The 21,300-nt window shown below is 52.2% G+C and carries 18 protein-coding genes; 8 read left to right on the forward strand and 10 right to left on the reverse strand.

Features of this window, described 5'->3' with window-relative positions:
- Positions 1 to 88 precede the first annotated feature (88 nt).
- Positions 89 to 1,540: an NAD-dependent succinate-semialdehyde dehydrogenase gene (locus tag CRO03_RS14320; RefSeq protein ID WP_097112327.1), complete on the forward strand. Its 1,452-nt coding sequence runs from the start codon at positions 89 to 91 to the stop codon at positions 1,538 to 1,540.
- Between the two features lie 28 nt (positions 1,541 to 1,568).
- Positions 1,569 to 2,852, forward strand: coding sequence for a 4-aminobutyrate--2-oxoglutarate transaminase (gabT, locus tag CRO03_RS14325; RefSeq protein WP_097112328.1), 1,284 nt, complete (start codon positions 1,569 to 1,571; stop codon positions 2,850 to 2,852).
- Positions 2,853 to 2,874: 22 nt separating this feature from the next.
- Here the strand turns inward: gabT and CRO03_RS14330 are convergent, their stop codons facing one another.
- The 6 genes from CRO03_RS14330 to CRO03_RS14355 all read right to left on the reverse strand — a co-directional run bounded on the left by CRO03_RS14330 (position 2,875) and on the right by CRO03_RS14355 (position 13,073).
- Positions 2,875 to 4,443, reverse strand: coding sequence for a tetratricopeptide repeat-containing sulfotransferase family protein (locus CRO03_RS14330; protein WP_097112329.1), 1,569 nt, complete (start codon positions 4,441 to 4,443; stop codon positions 2,875 to 2,877).
- Between the two features lie 99 nt (positions 4,444 to 4,542).
- Positions 4,543 to 6,966 carry a TonB-dependent receptor gene (locus tag CRO03_RS14335; RefSeq protein ID WP_097112330.1) on the reverse strand — a complete coding sequence of 808 codons (2,424 nt, stop codon included), beginning with the start codon at positions 6,964 to 6,966 and terminating at the stop codon, positions 4,543 to 4,545.
- A 74-nt stretch (positions 6,967 to 7,040) separates the two neighbouring features.
- Positions 7,041 to 7,910: a carbon-nitrogen hydrolase family protein gene (locus CRO03_RS14340; protein WP_097112331.1), complete on the reverse strand. Its 870-nt coding sequence runs from the start codon at positions 7,908 to 7,910 to the stop codon at positions 7,041 to 7,043.
- Between the two features lie 124 nt (positions 7,911 to 8,034).
- Positions 8,035 to 9,843 (reverse strand): MocR-like pyridoxine biosynthesis transcription factor PdxR, encoded by a 1,809-nt coding sequence (gene pdxR, locus CRO03_RS14345; protein ID WP_097112332.1) that lies wholly within the window; start codon positions 9,841 to 9,843, stop codon positions 8,035 to 8,037.
- 94 nt (positions 9,844 to 9,937) lie between these two features.
- A complete protein-coding gene (locus CRO03_RS14350; RefSeq protein ID WP_097112333.1) occupies positions 9,938 to 11,137 on the reverse strand; it encodes an MFS transporter in 1,200 nt (399 codons plus the stop codon).
- A gap of 142 nt (positions 11,138 to 11,279) precedes the next feature.
- Positions 11,280 to 13,073 carry a serine hydrolase domain-containing protein gene (locus CRO03_RS14355; RefSeq protein WP_097112334.1) on the reverse strand — a complete coding sequence of 598 codons (1,794 nt, stop codon included), beginning with the start codon at positions 13,071 to 13,073 and terminating at the stop codon, positions 11,280 to 11,282.
- A 391-nt stretch (positions 13,074 to 13,464) separates the two neighbouring features.
- On the opposite strand from CRO03_RS14355, the gene CRO03_RS14360 reads away from it, so the two are divergent.
- Positions 13,465 to 14,601 (forward strand): Fic family protein, encoded by a 1,137-nt coding sequence (locus tag CRO03_RS14360; protein ID WP_097112335.1) that lies wholly within the window; start codon positions 13,465 to 13,467, stop codon positions 14,599 to 14,601.
- Between the two features lie 46 nt (positions 14,602 to 14,647).
- Here the strand turns inward: CRO03_RS14360 and CRO03_RS14365 are convergent, their stop codons facing one another.
- Entirely contained in the window at positions 14,648 to 15,508 is an 861-nt protein-coding gene (locus CRO03_RS14365; RefSeq protein ID WP_097112336.1) for a YicC/YloC family endoribonuclease, read from the reverse strand.
- Between the two features lie 125 nt (positions 15,509 to 15,633).
- Between CRO03_RS14365 and rph the strand changes: the two genes are divergently transcribed.
- Positions 15,634 to 16,347 (forward strand): ribonuclease PH, encoded by a 714-nt coding sequence (gene rph, locus CRO03_RS14370; RefSeq protein WP_097112337.1) that lies wholly within the window; start codon positions 15,634 to 15,636, stop codon positions 16,345 to 16,347.
- An 18-nt stretch (positions 16,348 to 16,365) separates the two neighbouring features.
- The gene (gene pyrE, locus CRO03_RS14375; protein WP_097112338.1) at positions 16,366 to 17,013 is read left to right on the forward strand and encodes an orotate phosphoribosyltransferase; all 648 of its coding nucleotides are present in this window, start codon (positions 16,366 to 16,368) and stop codon (positions 17,011 to 17,013) included.
- Positions 17,014 to 17,215: 202 nt separating this feature from the next.
- On the opposite strand, the gene slmA is transcribed toward pyrE, so the two are convergent.
- The 3 genes from slmA to coaBC form a co-directional block, all read right to left on the reverse strand.
- Positions 17,216 to 17,806, reverse strand: coding sequence for a nucleoid occlusion factor SlmA (slmA, locus tag CRO03_RS14380; RefSeq protein ID WP_097112339.1), 591 nt, complete (start codon positions 17,804 to 17,806; stop codon positions 17,216 to 17,218).
- 360 nt (positions 17,807 to 18,166) lie between these two features.
- Positions 18,167 to 18,625 (reverse strand): dUTP diphosphatase, encoded by a 459-nt coding sequence (gene dut, locus CRO03_RS14385; protein ID WP_097112340.1) that lies wholly within the window; start codon positions 18,623 to 18,625, stop codon positions 18,167 to 18,169.
- On the reverse strand, positions 18,625 to 19,869 hold the full coding sequence (coaBC, locus tag CRO03_RS14390) for a bifunctional phosphopantothenoylcysteine decarboxylase/phosphopantothenate--cysteine ligase CoaBC (protein ID WP_097112341.1): 1,245 nt from the start codon (positions 19,867 to 19,869) through the stop codon (positions 18,625 to 18,627). The genes dut and coaBC overlap by 1 nt, the downstream gene beginning before the upstream one ends.
- An 82-nt stretch (positions 19,870 to 19,951) precedes the next feature.
- Here coaBC and radC point away from each other — a divergent pair, with 82 nt between their 5' ends.
- The 3 genes from radC to rpmG all read left to right on the forward strand — a co-directional run bounded on the left by radC (position 19,952) and on the right by rpmG (position 21,209).
- Positions 19,952 to 20,626: a RadC family protein gene (gene radC, locus CRO03_RS14395; protein WP_097112342.1), complete on the forward strand. Its 675-nt coding sequence runs from the start codon at positions 19,952 to 19,954 to the stop codon at positions 20,624 to 20,626.
- A gap of 179 nt (positions 20,627 to 20,805) precedes the next feature.
- Positions 20,806 to 21,042, forward strand: coding sequence for a 50S ribosomal protein L28 (rpmB, locus tag CRO03_RS14400; RefSeq protein WP_026349251.1), 237 nt, complete (start codon positions 20,806 to 20,808; stop codon positions 21,040 to 21,042).
- A gap of 11 nt (positions 21,043 to 21,053) precedes the next feature.
- Positions 21,054 to 21,209: a 50S ribosomal protein L33 gene (gene rpmG / locus CRO03_RS14405; RefSeq protein WP_008219722.1), complete on the forward strand. Its 156-nt coding sequence runs from the start codon at positions 21,054 to 21,056 to the stop codon at positions 21,207 to 21,209.
- Positions 21,210 to 21,300: the final 91 nt, after the last annotated feature.

Here is a 21,300-nt window from a genome sequence, read left to right on the forward strand (position 1 = left end):
TGATATTTTTCAAACTAAGCTTTGAATGTTTGGTATTTAACCTTGTTTGCCGCCATGTTGCAATAGGCCCAATTCAACGGAGATGGCTATGCAACAAATTTCTTGTTCCGCTTTAATCAGACAGGGTTCCTTTATTAATGGCGCCTGGCAGCATGCAGAAACCAGTTTTAAGGTGGTTAACCCGGCTTCGCAGCAGTTACTGGCGCAGGTAGCAACGGCCGGCGCCGCAGAGGCAGAGCAGGCCGTGCTGGCCGCCGATCATGCATTTGCCGGCTGGGCCGCACAACCTGCGGCGAAACGTGCCGAACTGATGCAGCGCTGGTATCAACTGGTGATGCAGCATCAGGATGATTTAGCCCGTTTACTAACCCTGGAACAGGGCAAACCACTGGCGGAGGCAAAGGGCGAAATCGCCTATGGTGCCTCTTATATTCAGTGGTTTGCTGAAGAAGCGAAACGCCTGTACGGCGATACCATACCGGCACCGTCTGCCGACAAGCGGATTATTGTCCAGCGCCAGCCAGTGGGGGTGGTGGCAGCTATAACCCCGTGGAACTTCCCCAACGCGATGATCGCCCGCAAAGCGGCGGCAGCCCTGGCAGCAGGTTGTACTTTTGTGGTGAAGCCGGCCCATCAGACGCCTTTGTCTGCGCTGGCATTGGCAGAACTCGCTGATCAGGCTGGTATTCCGGCCGGGGTGTTTAATGTGGTAGTGGGCACCGATGCCAAGGCGATTGGTGAGGTACTGACCCGGCATGCCAGGGTGGCCAAATTCAGTTTCACCGGTTCTACCGCGGTCGGTAAGCAATTGATAAAACAATGTGCTGACGGAGTGAAACGGGTGACGATGGAACTGGGGGGGAACGCGCCTTTTATCGTGTTTGATGATGCCGATTTAGATGCTGCCGTGCAGGGCTTGCTGGCGTCGAAATTTCGTAATGCCGGCCAGACCTGTGTCTGCGCCAACCGCATTCTGGTGCAGCGCAGTGTAGCCCAGGCGTTTGCCGACAAGCTGGCGATTGCCGTCACCCAACTAAAGGTAGGCGATGGCTTAGCTGGCGACAGCCAGATAGGCCCGCTAATTGATGCTAACGCGGTAGAAAAAGTGGTTCAGCTGCAGCAGCAAGCACTAAGTGCTGGCGCTACCTTACTGTTGGGCGGAAAAATTGACCAGGCCGGAACGCAGTTTTATCAGCCAACAGTACTGACCGATGTCAGCGCGGCTATGGAAATTGCTAAGCAGGAAATATTCGGTCCTGTCGCTGCGATACAGACCTTTGATAGCGAGCAGGATGCGATTGCGCTGGCCAATAACACCGAATATGGCTTAGCGGCCTACTTTTACAGCCGGGATATCGGCCGGGTATTCCGGCTGGCGCAGGCGTTGCAGTTTGGCATGGTCGGCATTAACGACGGCATTATTTCCAACGCTGCCGCACCTTTTGGTGGTGTTAAACAATCTGGCTATGGTCGCGAAGGCTCGCACTATGGTCTGGATGATTATACCGATCTGAAATACCTGTGTTTAGGCGGGCTTTAACAAAGGCGAATTGATAAAAGGCAGTTTTATGACAAATCAGCAGTTACAACAACGTAAGCAGGCCGTTATTGCGCGCGGTCAGGGCAATCTTTATCCGGTGTACGTGCAGCAGGCAAAAAATGCTGAGGTATGGGATGTGGAAGGCAACCGCTATATCGATTTTGGTACCGGCATTGCCGTTTGTAATACCGGCCATGCTCACCCGAAAGTGGTGGCTGCAGCCCAGGCACAGCTGGCACGGTTCAGTCATAGTTGTCTGATGATTAACCCCTATGCTGAAGCCGTTGAGCTGGCAGAACGGCTGACCCGGCTGGCACCCGGCAGTAGCGCTAAAAAAGCGATTTTTGTCAGCACCGGTGCGGAAGCGGTGGAAAACTGCATTAAAATTGCCCGCGCCCATACCCGTCGTCGTGGTGTGATAGCGTTTAATGGCGGTTTTCATGGCCGGACTAATTTAACGATGGGGTTAACCGGCAAGGTGGCGCCTTACAAACACCTGTTCGGCCCTTTCCCAGCCGACATTTACCACGTGCCGTTTCCGATGGCCGCGCATGGCATCAGAACTGAGCAAGCACTGGTTGCGCTGCGTAACCTGTTTAAAGTAGCAATAGCGCCGGACGATGTAGCGGCCATTATTATTGAGCCGGTGCAGGGCGAGGGCGGCTTTTATCCGGCACCGCCAGAACTGCTTAAGGCACTACGCCAACTGTGTGATCAACATGGCATCGTGCTGATTGCTGATGAAATTCAGACCGGTTTTGGCCGCACCGGCAAAATGTTTGCCATGGCGCACAGTGGCATCGAGCCGGATTTAATCACCATGGCCAAAGGCATCGCCGGCGGCTTACCGCTGGCGGCGGTAATAGGTAAAAGTGAGATTATGGATGCGCCGCTGCCCGGTGGCCTCGGCGGTACTTATGGCGGCTCGCCGGTGGCTTGTGCTGCGGCGCTGGCAGTGCTGGATATTATTGAGCAGGATAATCTGTGTCAGCAAGCGAACGTGATTGGTGAAGCCTTTGCTGTCCGCTTAACGGCGCTGCAGCAGGATTTTCCACAGCGGGTTGCTGAAGTGCGGCAACTGGGCGCGATGATCGCCATTGAGTTTATGCAAAACGGTGATAAGGAACAGCCCGATGCGGCCTTAACCCAGCAAATTATTGGCAAAGCCGCCGCCCATGGCCTGATCCTGTTATCATGCGGCTTTTATGGCAATGTATTGCGGTTTTTACCGCCGCTGACCATTGAAGCAGACGTGCTGCAGCAGGGGCTGGATAAACTGGACGTGTTACTGCGCTCGGTATTGGCGGCGTAGCCGTTGCCGGCTTAACTGTGATTCAGACGGCATCAGGAAAAGCGCTAACCAGCTCTGCCAGTTCGGTCTGATAACAGCGCCAGCGTGCTACCGAGCTGTTGTAAAGCGGCTGGCGGACCTGGCTGGCACTGCCGGTGGTGCTGGCTTGCTGGTTATGCTGATGAAACTGCAGCACATGCTCGTTCCATGGCAGGCCACAGTATTGATACAATGCCTGGCTACTCTGTGCTGGCTGGCTGACTAACTCTTCGTATTGCACGGTATGAATTACGCCGGGCAGGCAACGTTGCCAGTGTGCCATCAGCGCCTGATAAGCCTGATAATATTGAACCAGTTCGTCTAGCTGGTAAGAAAACGGATAGGCATCGGCAAACAAATGTTTGTAGATGGCATAGCAATGATCAATCGGGTTACGCTGGACATGAATAATCCGCGCCCGCGGCAGGGCCAGATGAATTAACCCGACATACAGAAAATTCAGCGGTAGCTTATCGACAAAGTGCTGTTGCCGACCGGTGAGCGGCCGGGTGCTGTCGAGGTAGGCCTGACCCAGCATCGCAAAATCAAGTTTTTTCGTCTGCTGCACCAGAGCGGCTTTATCCAGTTTTTTTTCTGCCTGGAGCTGGGCCAGACGGCTTAGCTGAGTGGCAAAATTATTCAGCTCTCCCGCTAACTGCACCTGTGGATCGCAACCGAGCATTCGTTCGGCCAGGGTAGAGCCGGCCCGTGGCATACTGACAATAAACACCGGCTCAGGATTGTCGCAACCTTGTGGCCTGGCTTGCCGGAAAAAGTCCTGATCAAATTGCTGCTGAATTTCCTGCATCACTGCTAAATCTGCTGCCAGCTGATAATTAATATGGTTGCGGCGCAGGGTCGCCCCGGCCTGTAACTGAGTAAAAGACTGCGGATACTGCTTTAAGTCTTCCAGCTCTTTTGCCAAGGCATAATGCAGTTGTACACGTTGCTTCGGACTAAGATCCTGTCGCTGCAACATGGCGGTTAAGCCGGCGCAATGATGATTGTCGGTGCGTTGTTTGCGCAAACTGCTGCGCAGATGCCAGGCATCGGTATCCCGCGGCTGCAGGTCAATAGCTTTGTCCAGCATTTGCTCAGCTGTAGCAAGTTGGCCGCAGAAGCGCAACATAGTGGCGTAGTTGTAATAAAGGGTGGCATTGTCCGGTTGCAGTGCAAGCGCCTGCTGATACAACCTGGCTGCCTGCTTATAACGCTGTAGCTGGCTGCATTGCAGCGCCAGTTCGCTGAGAAAATCAGCATCTGCTGCTGGTGTTTGAGATAGGTGGTCGGCCAGCTGCAGGGCCGCTGCAGTCTGATGACAACGTTGCAGACAATGTAAACGACGCAATTGCAGCCTGGGTATGTCCGGACTCAGCGTCACAGCTTTATCAATGGCCTGCAGCGCTTTGCTCAATTGAGAAGTATGTTCTGCAAACACACTGGCGGCCAGCCAGCTGTCTGCCAGCTGTGGAAAATTTGTAATCAGTTGCTGGACAGTCCTGGCAGCTGTCGCCGGATTTTTCTGGCCAACGGCCTGATAAAAAGTCGTGAGTAAATGGGCCGCTTCAGTCATAACTGCTTAACTGTCTGTAAAAGTAAAACAAACAATAGCCGGGGCGTGGCTTTGACACAACCCCTGACACAACCCCGGCGTAGTAGTGGTAACGGCGTATCAGAACTGATAACTGACACTCAGGCCAATGGTACGCGGTTGGCTGATATAGTCTTTTGAGGCATTACCGAAGAAGTTTTGCTCCGGGGCGGTGCCCATGTAGCCTTCTGACAGAGTCCCGGTAACGCCATCCTCATTAAACAGGTTGCGGACAAACAGCGACAGCGTCCAGTTTTCGGTATACAGGCTGGTGCCCAGATTCGCTAACCAGAAGCTGTCTAAATCGATAGCAAAATTCGGGTTACTGCCCAGTGCGTTGCGCGACTCTGATTGATAGTAAGCACTGGCTGAGCTCACAAGGTAATAGCCACTGCCCAGATCGTAGCTGTGGCTTAAGCCGGCACTGAGGGTATGTTCAGCCATGCTGGGCAATTGCTCGCCTTTTCGGGCGTAAGTGTAAGTGCCTGGGTTGGCCGCGCTACCCGACGGCGCAATTAAATCTGCGGTCAGTTTGGCGTCAACAAAGGTATAGCCAAAGTTGTATTGCAGCGCTTCAGTAAGGTAACCGCGTAACTCCAGTTCAATACCCTGCGAGCGGGCGGATTCGCCGTTTACTGCCGCATAAAAGCCCCAGTTAGGGGTAGGGATATTTAATTGCGGGTCATCCCATTCAGCGTTAAACACCGACACTGCATAAAAATGCCGTCCGGTATTACCCTTAATGCCCAGCTCCATATTCAGCACGCTGTCAGAGCCATAATTAAGATAGGCCGGATTTTCGGCGAAGCCGCCGCTGACTGGCACCGCACTGGTGCCGCCACGGCGATAACCTTCTGATACCGTTGCGTACAGCATGGTATTTTCAGACCAGTCATAGGCCAGGTTAACTTTAAATAAGGTGCCGTTATCTTTTACCTTTGAACTGACATCGGACGCGCCCGGATATAGTGGTAAATCGATAATGGTGTCGTTGCTGATATCATTGCGGAAATGGCGCGCGCCAAAGGTTGTGCGCAGGGTATCGCTTAAATGATATGTTAGCTCACCAAATACTGAGGTGTCTTTAATATTACGTTGGTCGCGATAGTAGAAATCCTGATCGCCCAGCACGCCGCCCCAACTGGCCAGCGTATCGGCAAAGCCACTGGCCAGCGCCCACTCTGAGAAACCCGGCATCAGGCTGTCTTGGCCAGACGCGGTATCCTGATCCAGATAAAACAGGCCGACTATCCAGTCCAGGGTTTGCGTGCCATTAGAAACAAGGCGTAGCTCCTGGCTCAGACCTTCATCCTGATAAAAACGATTGGCGGTGGCCATCGGCCGTGGCGAGCCACCGTAGTATGAAGAAAACCAACCATTCTGGGCGTAAAAGCCGCTGTTGTCGCTGGCGGAACTGCCGGAATGATCGTAACCGGAAGTACTTGAGGTGGCGGTGGCAAAGCCCAAGTCCCATTCCATTTCCAGAGCCCAGGCATCGACTTCCCGCTCACTGGGCTCCAGCTGAATGGCGCCATTTTCGTAATCATTGTAGCGCTGCTCTGTGCCATTTACCCAGTTAGTACCGCGGGTAACCTGACGCCGGGCGCCAATATTGTCCTGCTGAAACTGATACGATAACAAGGCATTAAATTTGTCAGAGGGTTGCCATAATAACGCCAGCCGGCCGTAGTCGATTTCGACCGTATCGGCATCTTCCACTTCGGTAAATACCGGGCCACCGTTGGCCACGTCGTTGTCTTGTGCAATCGGGGCGCCGGCGGCATTCAGCTGATATACGTTGGTATAATCGACGATGCCATCGTTATCAATCCGGCCCAGATAGCCGCGCACCGCGACGGTTTCGCTTAGCGGCACATTTAACAGCAGGTCGAGGTTTTTATTAAAACCTTCAGAACCTTCGCTCTGGCTTAACACGCCGGACACCTTGCCGCTGAATTCCATTAAATCGGGCCGGTTCATTTTATAGCGTACCGTGCCAGCCAGTGAGCCTGAGCCATATAAGGTACCCTGTGGGCCCCGTAATACTTCAACGGCATCAATATCTTTTAAGATAAAGTTGGCAAACAGTGGCGTATCATTCAGGTAGGTTGATACAGTTGGTGCCGCGTTTAAGGCAAAGTCACCGTTACCGGCTGAATCAATATTCATGCCGCGGATAATAATATTGTTGATTACCCCGGAGTTGCGATAACCGCGGTCTACCACGGTGATACCTGACATTTCACGCATCATATCGACCGCATCAATAATGTGCTTTTCTTCCAGCTGACTGCCGGACATCACTGAGATATTGTACGGTGTTTGTTCCACTGTTTGCGGGCGGCGACTGGCAGTAACGGTAATCCGTTCCACACTGGCCGTCGCGTTTTCGGATTCTTCAGCATTTTGCTGAGCCTGGCTGGCATAACTGAAAAATAATGCTGAGCTTATTGCCAGTGCCAGTGGAGCTTTGCTAAAAGCGGTCGCGCGAGCTGTGTTAGTCATTGTTCTGTTCCCTTGCTGATTTTTTATACTTTTGTTCAGAATAGGTAAGTGTGCTGGGGCGGGTAAGCACCAGTTCAAAACGTTTCACTGGTCCAGTTGCGGCCCGCTGGTTTTTCCAGTTTGCCCAGTTGGTCCAGGTAAGTTGAGCGCTGTTGCTGATATTGTGGAAACACTACGGCGGTATCGCGAAAGCTTTTCAGCGGCTGGCCCAGGGTATGCCAACCCTGTTGCCGCACCCGGCGCAGATAGGCTAAATCGAGCTGCAGCACGATAATTTCCTGCTGATCGCCAGCCTGATGTACTACTTCACCGCCAGGGCCGGCAACCACAGACTGGCCGACACCCAGGCCAGCAGCAGAATTAATATCAACCATATAGCACTGGTTCATACAGGCATTGGCGCGGGCCATCGCTAATTCGATATTGCGATCTACCGTGTTAGTAAGAGTGGGGTGCAGAATAACTTCTGCTCCTTGCCAAACCAGAGCCCGGATGCTCTCCGGAAACCACATATCATAACAAATTGATAAGCCAAAGCGGCCGACCCCGGGAATATCAAATACCTTAAACTCGTTACCGGCGCTGATCCCCTCTTCATAGGGTAGAAACGGGTACACTTTGCGATAACGGCAATGTACTTTGCCGTTGGGGGCAATAACGGAGCTGGTGTTGTAGATGTGATCGCCGTCCCGCTCAAACATCGAGCCATTGCACAGCCAGATCCCGGCTTCTATGGCCAGCTCGCAGTATTTATTCTCGGTGTTACCCGGCAGGGTTTCGGCGAAACGCGGCGCCGGGCCAAAGGTACACAGCTCTGGCAGCAGTACCATATCCAGTGCCGGGAAGCGCCGCTTGGCGGCCAGCACCTGTTGCCGGATAATGGCAAAATTGTCCTGATTCGCCGTCAGGGCCAGTTGCAAACCTGCAATATTAAAGGTGGTCATAAGTTTAACTCCGGTGCAGGCCGCACTTCTGATACTGAATTACGGCTTGTTGCTTTTCTACAGACAGCTTAAGCAAGCCAGCCGGGGCGGGGTAGAACCAGTTTGCAGTGAATACAGGAACCAGTTAGGGGTGCAGCACAAAAAAAGCGGAGTCGACCAGTTGGCCATCGCGTAGCCAGTTAATCTGATTTTGAGCAATATACAGCTCAAAACCCAGTACCTCAGCATAAGACCAGTGTTGCCATTGCCGATACCAGATATCGCCATCCAGCCACCATTTACCGGTATCTTGTTTTTCATCGTGATAACCTTCAAAGCCCTGCATGCTGCCGTCGGCTGCCAGCTTTATCCGGTACGGATCGCCAAATACGGTACGGCCAATAAATTCGCATTGACTGGCAAATTGGCGCAGTGCTTTACCACGCAGGCGCGACCCATAGTCGACCGGGCTTTGTGGCTCTTCACTGTGCTGCTGCCACTGGTGCATCAGCTGGGCCAGCTGGCCGATGCCATCGCGGATTTTCGGGGTTGGAATACTGCTGACACCCAGCCGGAAATAATGTTGTGGCTTGGTTTTGCCGCCATAAAAGCGGCTGACGGGCTCAATAAGAATGCCTATTTTCGCCGCTTCTGCAGCAAAGCGCTGGCTATTCAGGCTGTCAGGCCCCTGGATCCAGCAGGTGCTGCCACCCACCGTGCGGCTGGTAACAATAGCAGTCGACAAATAGTGGTTAAGCGCCTCACGCATTTGCTGCCAGCGCTGGGCCAGTTCCTGATTTAACCGCCGCATGGTTTGATCATAGTAACCCAGCGACAAAAACAGCCCCATAATCCGCTGATTATTAGCCGGAGGATGGCGTGATATTAAGGTTCGCAGCTGGCGGGCTTTGCGGATAAGTGGCGCGGGCGCGACCATAAAACCCAGGCGCAAACCCGGCGCCAGTACCTTGGAGAAGCTTGACACGTAGAGCACCCGGCCATTGCGATCCAGGCTTTTTACCGCCGGGTGCGGCTGGCTGATAAAATTGCTTTCACACTCGTAATCATCCTCAATAATCAGGAAGTTATCTTGTTCGGCGCGGTTGATTAACGCCTCACGTTTTGCCAGCGACATGGTTACTGCAGTTGGCATTTGATGACTGGGGGTAACATAGACTAAATCGGCGTGAGGCGGAATGTTCGCCACGGCAATGCCATCTTCTTCGACCTCGACATAATGCAGCGGCGAATATGCCAGCTGAGCCAGTTGGCGCATGCCCTGATAACCGGGTTCTTCCATCGCCAGTAAAGTTTGGTTGTTCAGCAGCAATTTGCTCAACAGATACAGGCCTTGCTGGGAGCCGAGCGTGATCAGTATTTCGTCCGCGTTGGCAAAAATGCCGCGGCGTGGTAGCACCTTAGTGCGAATTTCCTCGGTCAGTAGCTGATCATCATGCTGGCCGCTGTCGCTGGCCCAGCTTTTAATCTCGCCGACATTCAGGCTGAGCTTCGAGCACTCCCGCCACTGATTCACCGGAAACAGCGAGGGGTCGAACTGCCCATCGATAAAGGGAAACGGATATTGTTGCCAGTTATGCGGGTAGGGTGGCAGGCTGCTTTCCAGCCTCAGTTCAGACAGCACCTTGTCCCATGGATACTGGTTGCTGCTGGTAGCGGCAGGCTGTTCAGGGATTGTTGGTTGCTCAAACTGCAGGTCATTGACATAAATACCGCTGCGTTCACGGCTGAGTAAATAGCCTTCGTCAATTAACTGCTGATAGGCATGCACCACGGTATTACGGGCGATACCCAGTTGCTCGGCCAGCTTGCGGGATGAGGGCATTTTGCTGCCAGCGGCAAAATAGCCGCTGACAATGGCGCTGATCAGTTTTTGCATCAGCTGTTGTTGTAAATTAGTACTGCCGCTGGCATCAAGCACAAACAGATGCTGCATAGTGAGATCTTATTATTCTACTGCGGGTTGACCCAGCATAAAGGCCACGGCCGCGTTCTGCAACTGCTGGGCAGCAACAGTGCGAAACTGCGCATCAGGCGGCTTTATCCAATAGCCGGCAAGGGTATAACGCCACTATCGCGGCCAGCACCAGCAGCACTACTGCAATGTTAATCAGCCCGCTGTAACTGCCGCCATCAATAATCAGCGCCGCAAATAACGGGCCGCTCGCTAAGCCCATTTTTGAGGCAAAGCCGCCCAACGCGGCCATTTGCCCGGCTTTATCAAATTCGGCACAAACACCCAGTAAATAGGCAATGCTGAAGGCCCAGGTTACGCCAACAGCCAGATTGGCCAGCCAGAAAATGCTGGCGCTGGCACTGTAATGCAGCGCATAGGTAGCAATAGCGGTAATAATAATGCTGATAAATACGGGTAGCGCCCTACCGAGTCGGGTTGACAGCCAGATCACTAATACTGAGCCAAGCAGCCCGAGCCAGGCTGAGACACCCAGCGCCGGGGAGATAACCGCCAAATTAAGCCCGGCTTGTTCTCCCAGCTCAATAATGTAGGCATACAGTGCCATATTGGCAGCCTGAAACATAAAAATAGCTAAAATCGCTGCCAGAAGAGGCCGGTACTGAATAGCCGCTTTTGCTTTGGTTGGATCGGTAGGTACCAGTGGATAGGCCGGTAAAAAGGCCAGCATAAGCAGTGCGGTAAGGCTGAAGGCAATCAGCGCCATAAACAGCACCCAGGAACCGTATAGTGGCACCAGTGGTGGCAACAGCATTACGCCTAAACCGCCCAGACCAAACTGCACCAGTAGCAACATACCAAAGGCTTTGTGCACCTGACCACAGCGTGCCATCACTGCAAAAGCAATACCAACCAGCAAGCCACCGGTTAAGCCATGCACGGCGCGCAAAAGCATCATCGGCAGTGGATTATCCAGCAGCATTGAGCTTAAATCGATACTGATTAACAGCAACAGCAAGCTGGCACTGGCGGTTTTCCAGGGGATTTTTTTTACCAGAAATATGGCAATAAAAGCGCCAACCGCGGCGCCATAAACATTGCATGAGCCGATAATGCCTGCCTCTCTGGCACTAAAGCCCCGGCCTTCAATTAAGCCTGAAACCAGTGCGGGCATAATGTTGACGTAAAACAGCCCTGCTGTTGCCAGAAAAGCCAGCATTAACCTGGCCAGGGTGCTGTCGGCAGTCGCCGCGGGTAATCGCCGGTAGCGGTTGGTGGCTGCTGTGCTGCTAAGCGTCTGTTGTTGCTGGGTCATAGCGGCTTTACCTTATAGCTTATTGGCGCTTTTTATTATGATTGTCACTGTAGCCTATCAGCTTTTATGGCTGACAACAGAGCCAGTTTACACTTGTGGACAGAGCCAGTTACGGCTCTGTCCGTCATTTTCACCGGCAAGCCTAGCTACAGACCGGGCTGATTTTAGCCAGCTCTTTCACCGTTTTGGTAAAGCCGTATTCGCTGTTATCGCTAACGTAGTAGTACACCATCTGGTTGGGCAGCATCACGACCCCAATACCGCCAAAGCCGGACATATAAGGCACCCAGCTCGGGTTGGCGCAGCCCAGCTGGGTCGAGTCACTTAAATCATATGCCCAGAACCCGTAGCGGTAACGGCTACTGGCCGTGCCCGTACTCAAGCCACCATTACTGCCCAGCTGCATCGCATCCTGTAACATGCCGGCATCGAGCAGCTGCTGACCATTAATCTGCCCCTGTTGCTGATGGGCAAAGCGGCCCAGTTTAATTAAATCGTCACTAATGAAACTTAGGCCATAACCGGCAAAGGGCTGAGTCTGGGCATCATACGTACGCTTGGAATGGTGAGTCAGCGGGCTTAGTTGCAACGGTTGCCATAGCTCTTTAACTAATAACTCAGAGTAATAATCTGCACTGGTACCGGCCATGCTGCGGTAATACTGCTGCATGGCGCGGCTGAGAATGAAAGTGTCAGAGCTATGGTAGACGAACTGGCTACCTGGTGCGGCTTGGCGCGGATACGCACAGGCATGCTGGATTTTCGCCTGATGGCTGCCTGCCAGGAAGAAGTTATCGATGGTTGCCTGGGCGCCTTCATCTACCGACGCCCCGGTCGAGTTGTAATTGCCGGTAGCCATATCCAGGGTCTGACCAAAACTGACATCAGCCCAGCGGCTGGTGGCACATTCACTAACATAATCGCTAATGACTAGTTCACGCTGATTGCCACCGTATTTTTGCTCCAGCCGCATTAGGGCAAACCCTGCCACTACAGATTTTGCCGTAGAGTATGACGGCAGGGCCATCAGCCCGCAAAATGGATAGTTACCCTGACGGGTAGCACAGTTGCCGGCATAATGGACACCGTTGTAATAAACGCCATAAGCCGATAAGTGGCTGGCGCTTTGATCAGATGCAATATAGGCCAGTACAATTCCGGCTTGCGGGTAGTCCGTTGCCAGAGCACTGATTGGCTTTACCGGTAGCCGCGCAGCAACCTCCTGAACATAAGCGGTTTTAATAGCGGTGGCGCCGCTGATGATGGCGCTCTGGTAGCTGGCATTCAGCTTGCCATGCAGGTTAAATTTGAAGTACTGACACGTCTCCTGAGCAATCTGATAGGCCAGCTTCGACACGCTGCCATCATCTTTAAATAAAAAGGTCATAACGCCGTTGTGGGTACAGTTAGCGTTTACTTCCTGCAGCGCAAAGGGTAAGGCTACCCGGCTATAGCCGTTGTCGCCATGCTCCTGCCATACCCGGCCCGGCAGCAATAAATATTCCCAGGATGGATGACTGGTAGCGATTAACTGGCGTTGCAGCGGGATTAGGTGAGTGCCATGCTGGACAAACTGGAAACTAAAATCCGGTAAGCGGTTAGGGTTAGTATAACTGCCGGCCAGGGAGGTACCTTGCTCAGTCAGCGTGCCATTGACGATACTCAGGGTTAAGGTACCGCTGAACTGGTTAAGCGGATTAGCAGCATTGGCAGGCACGGCATAATGACTATAGTTTTGCAGACTGATGCCGCCAGTACCGGTCAGCTGGCTGTAACTAAGCCCGGAACGGGTTACCGTACCATCACCGTCTAAGCAGGCATAGTCGCAGTTAGCATCGTTAAATTCTGAATTGTTGCTGGGTGCATCAGCTAAGTTCTGTTGTTTGGATTGCGTGGCGAACGCGTTTATACCGGGTGCAGTGTTGGTACATGCCACTATACTCAGGAGTAGCAGTAGGAATAATGTAAGACGACAAGTCCTCACAGTGAAACCATTATTTGTCTGGGGTATGAACTACTATTTCACAGCAGCTTACCGGCCAACAGAACCAGTTATATATGAATGGCAGAACCAGATTCAAAGGGGCTCCGATCCTGCCACTATGCTTCTTAGGTGAGAGTTTAACCCACCACTTTACCCACCTGGAAAGCAGTCGTTTAGAATCGAAAATTACAACAACTGTAGCATGCTGATGGAAAAGTTTAACATCCGGATTATTGCATTCCTAACCCTACTTGCGTTTGATGAGGTAATTAGTCTTGCTATTCGCCTCACTATGTGAGTAGATTGTGTCGTATATTCACCTCATTGAGCAGGAGCTTTGCCTATGTGGATCTGGCAACAACCGGACTGGCCGGGCCGTCAGAAACAGGTATCGCAGGTCTTTCGTTATGATCATGCGGTATTGACCCCTAAGTTACGTGAACTGCATTTTTTGCAGGGGGTGCTGCTGGGTAAAATGGACGTACAGGATAACCAGCAGGCGGCACTCGATACCATGCTTGCGAATATACTCACGTCTAGCGCTATTGAGGGTGAGCGGTTGAATCATAGTGTGGTGCGTTCATCATTGGCCCGCAAGCTGGGTATTGATGAACCACAGAGCGTCGCAACGACAGCACAGTCTGACGGCCTCGCTGCTATGGTAACTGACGCAATTGGTAACTGGCAGCAGCCGTTAACACTAGAACGCTTGTTGCAGTGGCATGCCTGGCTATTTCCGTCTGACAGCTCACTAATACAGAGAGAGCAAATAGTGCAAAGGGTACTCGGTGGGCAGCTTCGCGGTAACGAGCCGATGCAGGTTGTCTCAGGCAGAATTGATCGCCCTAAAGTGCATTTCGAAGCGCCACCGCGCGAAGTATTAGAAAACGAGCTTAGCTGTTTTATTGACTGGTTTAACCGCTCGCGAGATGACGCCAATTTGGACCCGCTACTACGCGCTGGCATTGCGCATTTCTGGTTTATCACCATCCATCCGCTGGAGGATGGCAATGGTCGGTTGGCAAGGCTGCTGACTGACTTGGCACTAGCCCAGGCAGAGCATCAGTCAATCCGCTTCTATGCCATGTCGGTTGCTATCCTGGAGCGACGTAGCAGCTATTACGACATCCTGGAACAAAGCCAAAAGGGCGATACTGACATCACTGCCTGGTTGGTCTGGTTTCTCGACACCCTGGCCGTCAGCCTGCGCCAGGTGCTGGACGATATTGAGCAAACGTTGCTAAAAACCCGGTTCTGGCAACGGGTAGACCAGACGAAACTGAGTAAAGAACAAGTTAAAGTATTAAACCGCTTACTGGATGGCGATTTCAGCGAAGGCATCAGCAACAGCCAATACGGCAAAGTCGCCAAAGTAAGCCCTGCAACGGCCAGCAGGCATTTGGCTCAGTTGGTTGAGAGCGGGTGTTTGATGAAAACCGCTGCTGGGGGCAGAAGTACCAGGTATGTCATCTTGCAATAGCAGGCACCTGATTGAACCTGCTAATTTGTTGAGGGGCGATGTAACGTTATTCAACGTTCTGGATCTGCTCTCTCATCTGCTCGATTAACACCTTAAGCTCTACCGCTGCATTGGTAATTTCGGTACTGATGGCTTTGGATGACAGGGTATTCGCTTCGCGGTTAAATTCCTGCATCATAAAATCTAAGCGTCGGCCGCAGGCGCCGCCCTTTTTCAGGGTGTGGCGGGTTTCTTTAATGTGGGCATCCAGGCGGTCGAGTTCTTCGGCGACGTCAGATTTTGACGCCAAAAACGCCATTTCCTGTTCTAAACGGCCTTGCTCTATATCGGCTTTAATGTCGTTTAAGCGGTTCAGAATACGGTCGCGCTGCCATTGCATGGCTTGTGGTAAATGCGTGCGGACAAAAGCCACTTGCTCGCCAATAGCGGTTAAGCGCTGCTGGATCATCTGTTCTATCGCATCGCCCTCACGGCCGCGGCCAGCCAGGAAATCCTGCATGGCGGCGTCAAAACCGGCCAGCAGTTCGCCCTGCATAGCGTCTAAATCGTCAGTCGGGGTTTCCATAACGCCGGGCCAGCGCAGAATGTCGGCAATGTTTAATTGTGCCTGCGGCGCTTTTTGCAGCAGTTGCTGGGCTTTTTGCAGCAATTGCTCCGCAAATTCTTCGTTTAAGGTCAGTTCGCCAGCCGCCTGATTTGCATGATAACGCAGATTCACTTCAATTTTGCCACGTTGCAGGCTGTTACGCAGTTTATCGCGCAGCAGGCTTTCTAAGCCGCGAAACTGCTCGGGTAAGCGGAAATAACTTTCCAGGTAACGCTGGTTTACCGAGCGGATTTCCCACTGGGCGGTGCCCCAGCTGGCTTTGGTTTCGTGACGGGCGAAGGCGGTCATGCTGTGGATCATAAAAAGCTCTCTGGCGACAAATAAAACCAGAGTATACCGCAGCCGAATCGAATTTGGCGAATAGATGGCCCTCAACGGCTATACAACCTATAATAGCGGCCATCGTTAATTTCAGGAGTGCAGCTATGCGTCCAAGTGGCAGAACCGCCAGTCAGATCCGTCCCCTTACTTTTACCCGTCAATTTACCGCTCACGCTGAAGGCTCAGTACTGGTTGAGTTTGGCAATACCAAGGTAATTTGTACTGCCAGTGTGGTGGAGGGTGTACCGCGCTTTATGAAAGGTCAGGGCAAAGGCTGGGTAACCGCCGAGTACGGCATGCTGCCGCGGGCAACCCATACCCGTAATGACCGCGAAGCAGCGCGTGGTAAGCAAGGTGGTCGCACTATGGAAATTCAGCGCTTAATTGGCCGGGCCCTGCGCACTGCGGTCGATTTAAAACTGCTGGGTGAGAATACCATTACTATTGACTGTGATGTGATTCAGGCCGATGGCGGCACCCGTACCGCGTCTATTACCGGCGCTTGTGTTGCCCTGGTTGATGCGCTGAATTTTATGCGGGCCAAGGGCACTATCAAAACCAACCCGTTAAAATATATGGTAGCGGCAGTTTCGGTGGGTGTTTACAAAGGTACGCCGGTAGCCGATTTAGATTACGCTGAAGATTCTAATGCCGAAACCGATATGAATATCGTAATGACCGAAACTGGCAAAATTATTGAAGTGCAGGGCACGGCAGAAACCGAACCCTTCAGCTTTGATGAAATGCAGCAGATGATGGATTTGGGTCGGCATGCCATCCGGGAAATTATTGAAGAGCAAAAACGGGTATTGGCGTAAGCAGAGGACAGCAAGACCATGAAGCAGTTTCAACGTGATTTTATTGAATTTGCCCTGGCACGTCAGGTGCTGAAATTTGGCCAGTTTACGCTGAAGTCGGGCCGCACCAGCCCGTATTTTTTTAATGCCGGTTTGTTTAATACCGGTAGTGACCTGGCGAAGCTGGGCCGGTTTTATGCCGCAGCATTGCAGGATGCGGCGATTGAATTCGACGTGCTGTTTGGCCCGGCCTATAAAGGTATACCAATTGCTACCACCACTGCAGTAGCGCTGGCGGATCATCACAACCGCGACGTGCCGTATTGCTTTAACCGCAAAGAAGCCAAAGCCCACGGCGAGGGCGGCAACCTGGTTGGCGCGCCACTGCAAGGCCGGATTATGCTGGTGGATGATGTAATTACTGCCGGTACTGCCATTCGTGAGTCGATGCAGCTTATTCAGGCACAGGGCGCAGAGCTTAGCGGCGTGCTGGTAGCGCTGGACCGGCAGGAACGTGGCCAGGGTGAGTTATCGGCCATTCAGGAAGTGGAACGTGACTTTAACACTAAGGTTGTGGCCATTATCAGCCTGCCGGATTTAATCAGCTATTTAGCGGATAAGCCGGAAATGGCGGAGCATCTGGAGGCGGTGAAAGCTTATCGGGCGCAATATGGGGTTAAGACATAAGTCACTGTAAATTTAGGAACGCAAGGTATCAGGTAACGCTTACTCCACCGGCTTCAAGGATCACATCCCTGTGCCCCTTCAGCCTGCGCGGCATCCATGCCGCTGTTTCATAAGCATTACCTGACACCTTGCTCTGCAGTAACACCACTCCCTGTTTTCTGAATGACGTGATATGTCAGAACCACAGCTCAAAGTGCCTCTGCTAGTTAAACAAAGCCTGCTGCAATAGCGCCCACTGGTTTTGCCAGGCGGCGGTGGGCAGGCGTTTAAAGCCGGAGCGGACAAACTGGCTTATTTTGCCCTCTACTGTAGCCAGCAACAGGTTAGCCAACTCGCCTTCATCAATACTAAAACCTTTACCTTCACGCAATTTGCGCTCGCGCAGGGTTTGTTTAAACTGAGTTTCCAGCTTTTCAAACAATGCCGCTACCCGCTCCAGTAAGCGTTCCTGCTCGCCCTGCAGGGCATCGCCGCTAAGAATGCGGCAAAAGCCGGGGTTACGCTCGGCAAATACCAGAATTAATTGCAGCATTAGCTCTATGCGGCTTTGGGTATCTTTATGCTCATCCGAAATGCTGTTTATTCTGGAGAGCAGGGTGTCTTCAATAAACTCAATTAAGCCTTCAAACATCCGGGCTTTGCTGGGGAAGTGGCGATATAGCGCAGCTTCTGATACCCCGACTTTTTCGGCCAGGGCAGCAGTGGTGATCCGCTGGCCGTTATTGCTTTGCAGCATGGCGGCTAACGCCTGCAAAATATCTTCTTTTCTGTTGCCGCGACGCGGTGATGACATAGCTGTTCCTGAAAATGAACTATTGCAAAATAGGTTTAAACTGGGAGATCTTATTTAGATTACTTGATCAATCGTTGAGCCCGTCGTTTGTGGGCAGGCTCGTCCAGCCAATATGCGCCTTTCGCCGCCTTCAAGGATCACATCCCTGTGCCCTTTCAGGCTCCACTGCATCGATGCCACTGCTCAAAACTCACACTGGATTATCGTGCTATCGATAGCTCGTCCAGCCAATATGCGCCTTTCGCCGCCTTCAAGGATCACATCCATGTGCCCCTTCAGGCTCCGCGGCATCCATGCCGCTGCTCAAAACACACATTGGCCTCCCGAGCTATCTGGTGATTCTTAACGGAAGCCGACGAACTAACTTTTACCAGAGTGACCAAAGCCACCTTCCCCACGCTCGGAGGCATCAAAGTTATCAACCAGCTTAAATTCCGCCTGCACTACCGGCATAAATACCAGTTGGGCAATCCGGTCGCCCGGCTCAATGCTGAACGTTTGCTGGCCGCGGTTCCACATGGAAACCATTAACGGCCCCTGATAATCAGAATCAATTAAGCCCACCAGATTACCCAGTACAATACCGTGCTTATGGCCCAGGCCAGAGCGCGGTAAAATGGTGGCGCATAAGTTAGCGTCGCCAATAAAAATCGAGATACCGGTTGGAATTAATACCGTCTGGCCTGGTTCCAGGTTCAGGGTTTGATCCAGACAGGCGCGTAAATCGAGGCCGGCTGAACCTGGCGTGGCATATGCCGGTAGCGGGAATTCATTACCAATACGGGGGTCGAGGATCTTCAGCTCAATTGCTTTATTCATTAGTTAGCTTCACTAGTTGTGTTTTGTTGAGATAAGAGTTGAGAAAATTGTTTAGAAATTAAGGTGATCAGGCTTTCGGCCAGCGCGGCTTTGCTTTGCAGGACCAGAGTCTCTTCACCATCTTGCCAGAGCAAAGTTACGGCATTCTGATCGCTGTTAAAGCCGGCATCGGGCTGCGACACATCGTTGGCGCAAATCATATCAAGTTTTTTATTGACCAGCTTTTGCCGGGCATAGCTCAGCACATCCTGAGTTTCAGCAGCGAAACCTACGGTAAAAGGACGTTGTTTAGCCAGGCTGGCCACTGCAGCGATAATATCCGGGTTTTTCACCAGAGTAAGTTGTAGCTGCTCACTTGCGCCTTTTTTCAGCTTATTGGCCGCCACTTCCGCCGCCCGGTAATCGGCTACTGCGGCGCAGCCGATGAAAATATCACTTTGTACCGCAGCCTTTAGCGCAGCGTCATGCATTTGTTCGGCGCTGATAACATCTACCCGCTTAACGCCCGCCGGAGTAACCAGTTGCACCGGACCGCTGATCAGCGTGACATCAGCGCCCATCGCAGCAGCAGCGGCGGCTAACGCAAAGCCCATTTTGCCAGAGCTATGGTTGGATAAGTAACGCACCGGGTCCAGGGCTTCGCGGGTGGGACCCGCAGTAATGGTAAAGCGCAGGCCGGTTAATGATGTTACTGGCGTCAGGCTTTGTTCAATAAGCGCAACCAATTCTAATGGCTCCAGCATCCGACCATAGCCAACATCGCCACAGGCTTGCTCGCCGGCGCCCGGGCCATAAATGTGAAATTTATGTTTTTTTAGTGTTGCTAAGTTTTGCTGGGTAGCTATATTGTTATACATCTGCTGATTCATCGCAGGCGCTACAGCAATCGGTGCCGCAGAAGCCAGCACGCAGGTGGTGAGTAAATCGTTGGCCATACCATGGGCCAGTTTAGCAATAACATCGGCTGAGGCCGGGGCAACGACAATCAGGTTAGCCCATTTGGCCAGCTCAATATGGCCCATCGCGGCTTCTGCCGCCGGATCGAGCATGCTGGTGCTAACCGGGTTTCCGGATACTGCCTGTAAGGTCAGCGGGGTAATAAATTGCTGGGCGGCATCGGTCAGAATCACCCGGACCTCCGCGCCCCGCTCTTTTAAACGGCGGACTAAATCGGCACTTTTGTAAGCGGCAATGCCGCCACTAATGCCAAGTAAGATCCGTTTTGCTGCCAGTGTCTGCTGCATAGATACCTAAAGCTGGTCCGAAAATCATCGGTATAAGATAACACGGAACGTAAAAATCGGCATCAATTCAGGGAGGATTCAGATGGTTATTTCTGACTGGCCAGTTACCGAGCGACCGCGGGAAAAACTGTTGCAGCTGGGGCCTAAGGCCTTATCTGATGCTGAGCTTTTGGCGATATTTCTACGCACCGGAGTCAGTGGCTGCGATGCGGTAACCCTGGCCCGGCAGTTACTGAATCATTTTGGATCGTTGCGCCGCTTAATGGGCGCCAGTCAGCATGAGTTTTGCCAGGCGAAGGGCCTGGGTGAAGCCAAATTTGTGCAGTTGCAGGCAGTGCTGGAGCTGAGTAAAAGGTATATGCAACAGCAATTGCAGCGGGAAACCGTGTTTACTGAGCCGGCACTGGTAAAGAAATTTTTATCGCATACCATTGGCCACGAGCAGCGTGAAGTTTTCCTGTTACTTTACCTTGATAATCAACATCGTTTAATTGCCAGCGAGCCATTATTTATGGGCACTATTGATGCGTCGCCGGTGTATCCACGTATTGTAGTTCAGCGCGCTTTAGCGCATAATGCCGCCGCCGTTATATTGGCTCATAATCATCCTTCCGGGGTGGCGGAGCCAAGCCGCGCCGACAGGGCAATAACGGAGCGCCTGACCCAGGCTATGGCATTGGTAGATATTAAAATACTGGACCATTTTGTGGTGGGCGATGCAGAAGTTGTCTCTTTTGCAGAACGCGGCTGGCTTTAACAATATTCGAATGAAACAGGCGGATCGCCAACGGATCTGACTAAGGTGCCATTTAAATTCTCTTGAGTTTAATGGGGCTTTCGTGTATAAAGTGCGCCCTCATCCATTTTCGGGGCAACCTTCAAGGCCAGAAGGGTGAATGATAGCTCGAGCTGACGTAATTTTGGAGAAATATAGACATGTCTAGAGTATGCCAAGTAACTGGCAAAGGTCCGATGGTAGGTAACCGTCGTTCGCACGCCAACAACGCGACAAAGCGCCGTTTCCTGCCTAACCTGCAAACTCACCGTTTCTGGGTTGAAAGCGAAAACCGTTTTGTTACTTTACGTACTACCACCCGTGGTATGCGTATTATTGACAAGAAAGGTATCGACGCCGTTTTAGTAGACGTTCGTGCCAACGGTCACAAGGTTTAAGGAATTAACTCATGCGCGATAAAATCCGTTTAGTTTCTTCTGCCGGTACTGGTTTCTTCTACACTACTACGAAGAACAAGCGTACCATGCCAGAAAAAATGGAAATTAAAAAGTTCGATCCTAAAGTGCGCAAGCACGTGATTTTCAAAGAAGCGAAAATCAAGTAATCGACCTGAAAACCCGGCCAACGCCGGGTTTTTGCTTTTTATACCCTGCCTAAGTTACTATGCCGCTGCCCCTTGCAGACAGGTACTGCCC

The sequence above is a fragment of the Arsukibacterium tuosuense genome, from assembly GCF_900215315.1.
Classification (GTDB): Bacteria; Pseudomonadota; Gammaproteobacteria; order Enterobacterales; family Alteromonadaceae; genus Alishewanella; species Alishewanella tuosuense.

What these genes read in the sequence shown, in the direction of transcription:
- CRO03_RS14320 (WP_097112327.1), top strand. Translation starts at nt 89, where the DNA reads ATGCAACAAATTTCTTGTTCCGCTTTAATCAGACAGGGTTCCTTTATT.
- gabT (WP_097112328.1), top strand. Translation starts at nt 1,569, where the DNA reads ATGACAAATCAGCAGTTACAACAACGTAAGCAGGCCGTTATTGCGCGC.
- CRO03_RS14330 (WP_097112329.1), bottom strand. Translation starts at nt 4,443, where the DNA reads ATGACTGAAGCGGCCCATTTACTCACGACTTTTTATCAGGCCGTTGGC.
- CRO03_RS14335 (WP_097112330.1), bottom strand. Translation starts at nt 6,966, where the DNA reads ATGACTAACACAGCTCGCGCGACCGCTTTTAGCAAAGCTCCACTGGCA.
- CRO03_RS14340 (WP_097112331.1), bottom strand. Translation starts at nt 7,910, where the DNA reads ATGACCACCTTTAATATTGCAGGTTTGCAACTGGCCCTGACGGCGAAT.
- pdxR (WP_097112332.1), bottom strand. Translation starts at nt 9,843, where the DNA reads ATGCAGCATCTGTTTGTGCTTGATGCCAGCGGCAGTACTAATTTACAA.
- CRO03_RS14350 (WP_097112333.1), bottom strand. Translation starts at nt 11,137, where the DNA reads ATGACCCAGCAACAACAGACGCTTAGCAGCACAGCAGCCACCAACCGC.
- CRO03_RS14360 (WP_097112335.1), top strand. Translation starts at nt 13,465, where the DNA reads ATGTGGATCTGGCAACAACCGGACTGGCCGGGCCGTCAGAAACAGGTA.
- CRO03_RS14365 (WP_097112336.1), bottom strand. Translation starts at nt 15,508, where the DNA reads ATGATCCACAGCATGACCGCCTTCGCCCGTCACGAAACCAAAGCCAGC.
- rph (WP_097112337.1), top strand. Translation starts at nt 15,634, where the DNA reads ATGCGTCCAAGTGGCAGAACCGCCAGTCAGATCCGTCCCCTTACTTTT.
- pyrE (WP_097112338.1), top strand. Translation starts at nt 16,366, where the DNA reads ATGAAGCAGTTTCAACGTGATTTTATTGAATTTGCCCTGGCACGTCAG.
- slmA (WP_097112339.1), bottom strand. Translation starts at nt 17,806, where the DNA reads ATGTCATCACCGCGTCGCGGCAACAGAAAAGAAGATATTTTGCAGGCG.
- dut (WP_097112340.1), bottom strand. Translation starts at nt 18,625, where the DNA reads ATGAATAAAGCAATTGAGCTGAAGATCCTCGACCCCCGTATTGGTAAT.
- coaBC (WP_097112341.1), bottom strand. Translation starts at nt 19,869, where the DNA reads ATGCAGCAGACACTGGCAGCAAAACGGATCTTACTTGGCATTAGTGGC.
- radC (WP_097112342.1), top strand. Translation starts at nt 19,952, where the DNA reads ATGGTTATTTCTGACTGGCCAGTTACCGAGCGACCGCGGGAAAAACTG.
- rpmB (WP_026349251.1), top strand. Translation starts at nt 20,806, where the DNA reads ATGTCTAGAGTATGCCAAGTAACTGGCAAAGGTCCGATGGTAGGTAAC.
- rpmG (WP_008219722.1), top strand. Translation starts at nt 21,054, where the DNA reads ATGCGCGATAAAATCCGTTTAGTTTCTTCTGCCGGTACTGGTTTCTTC.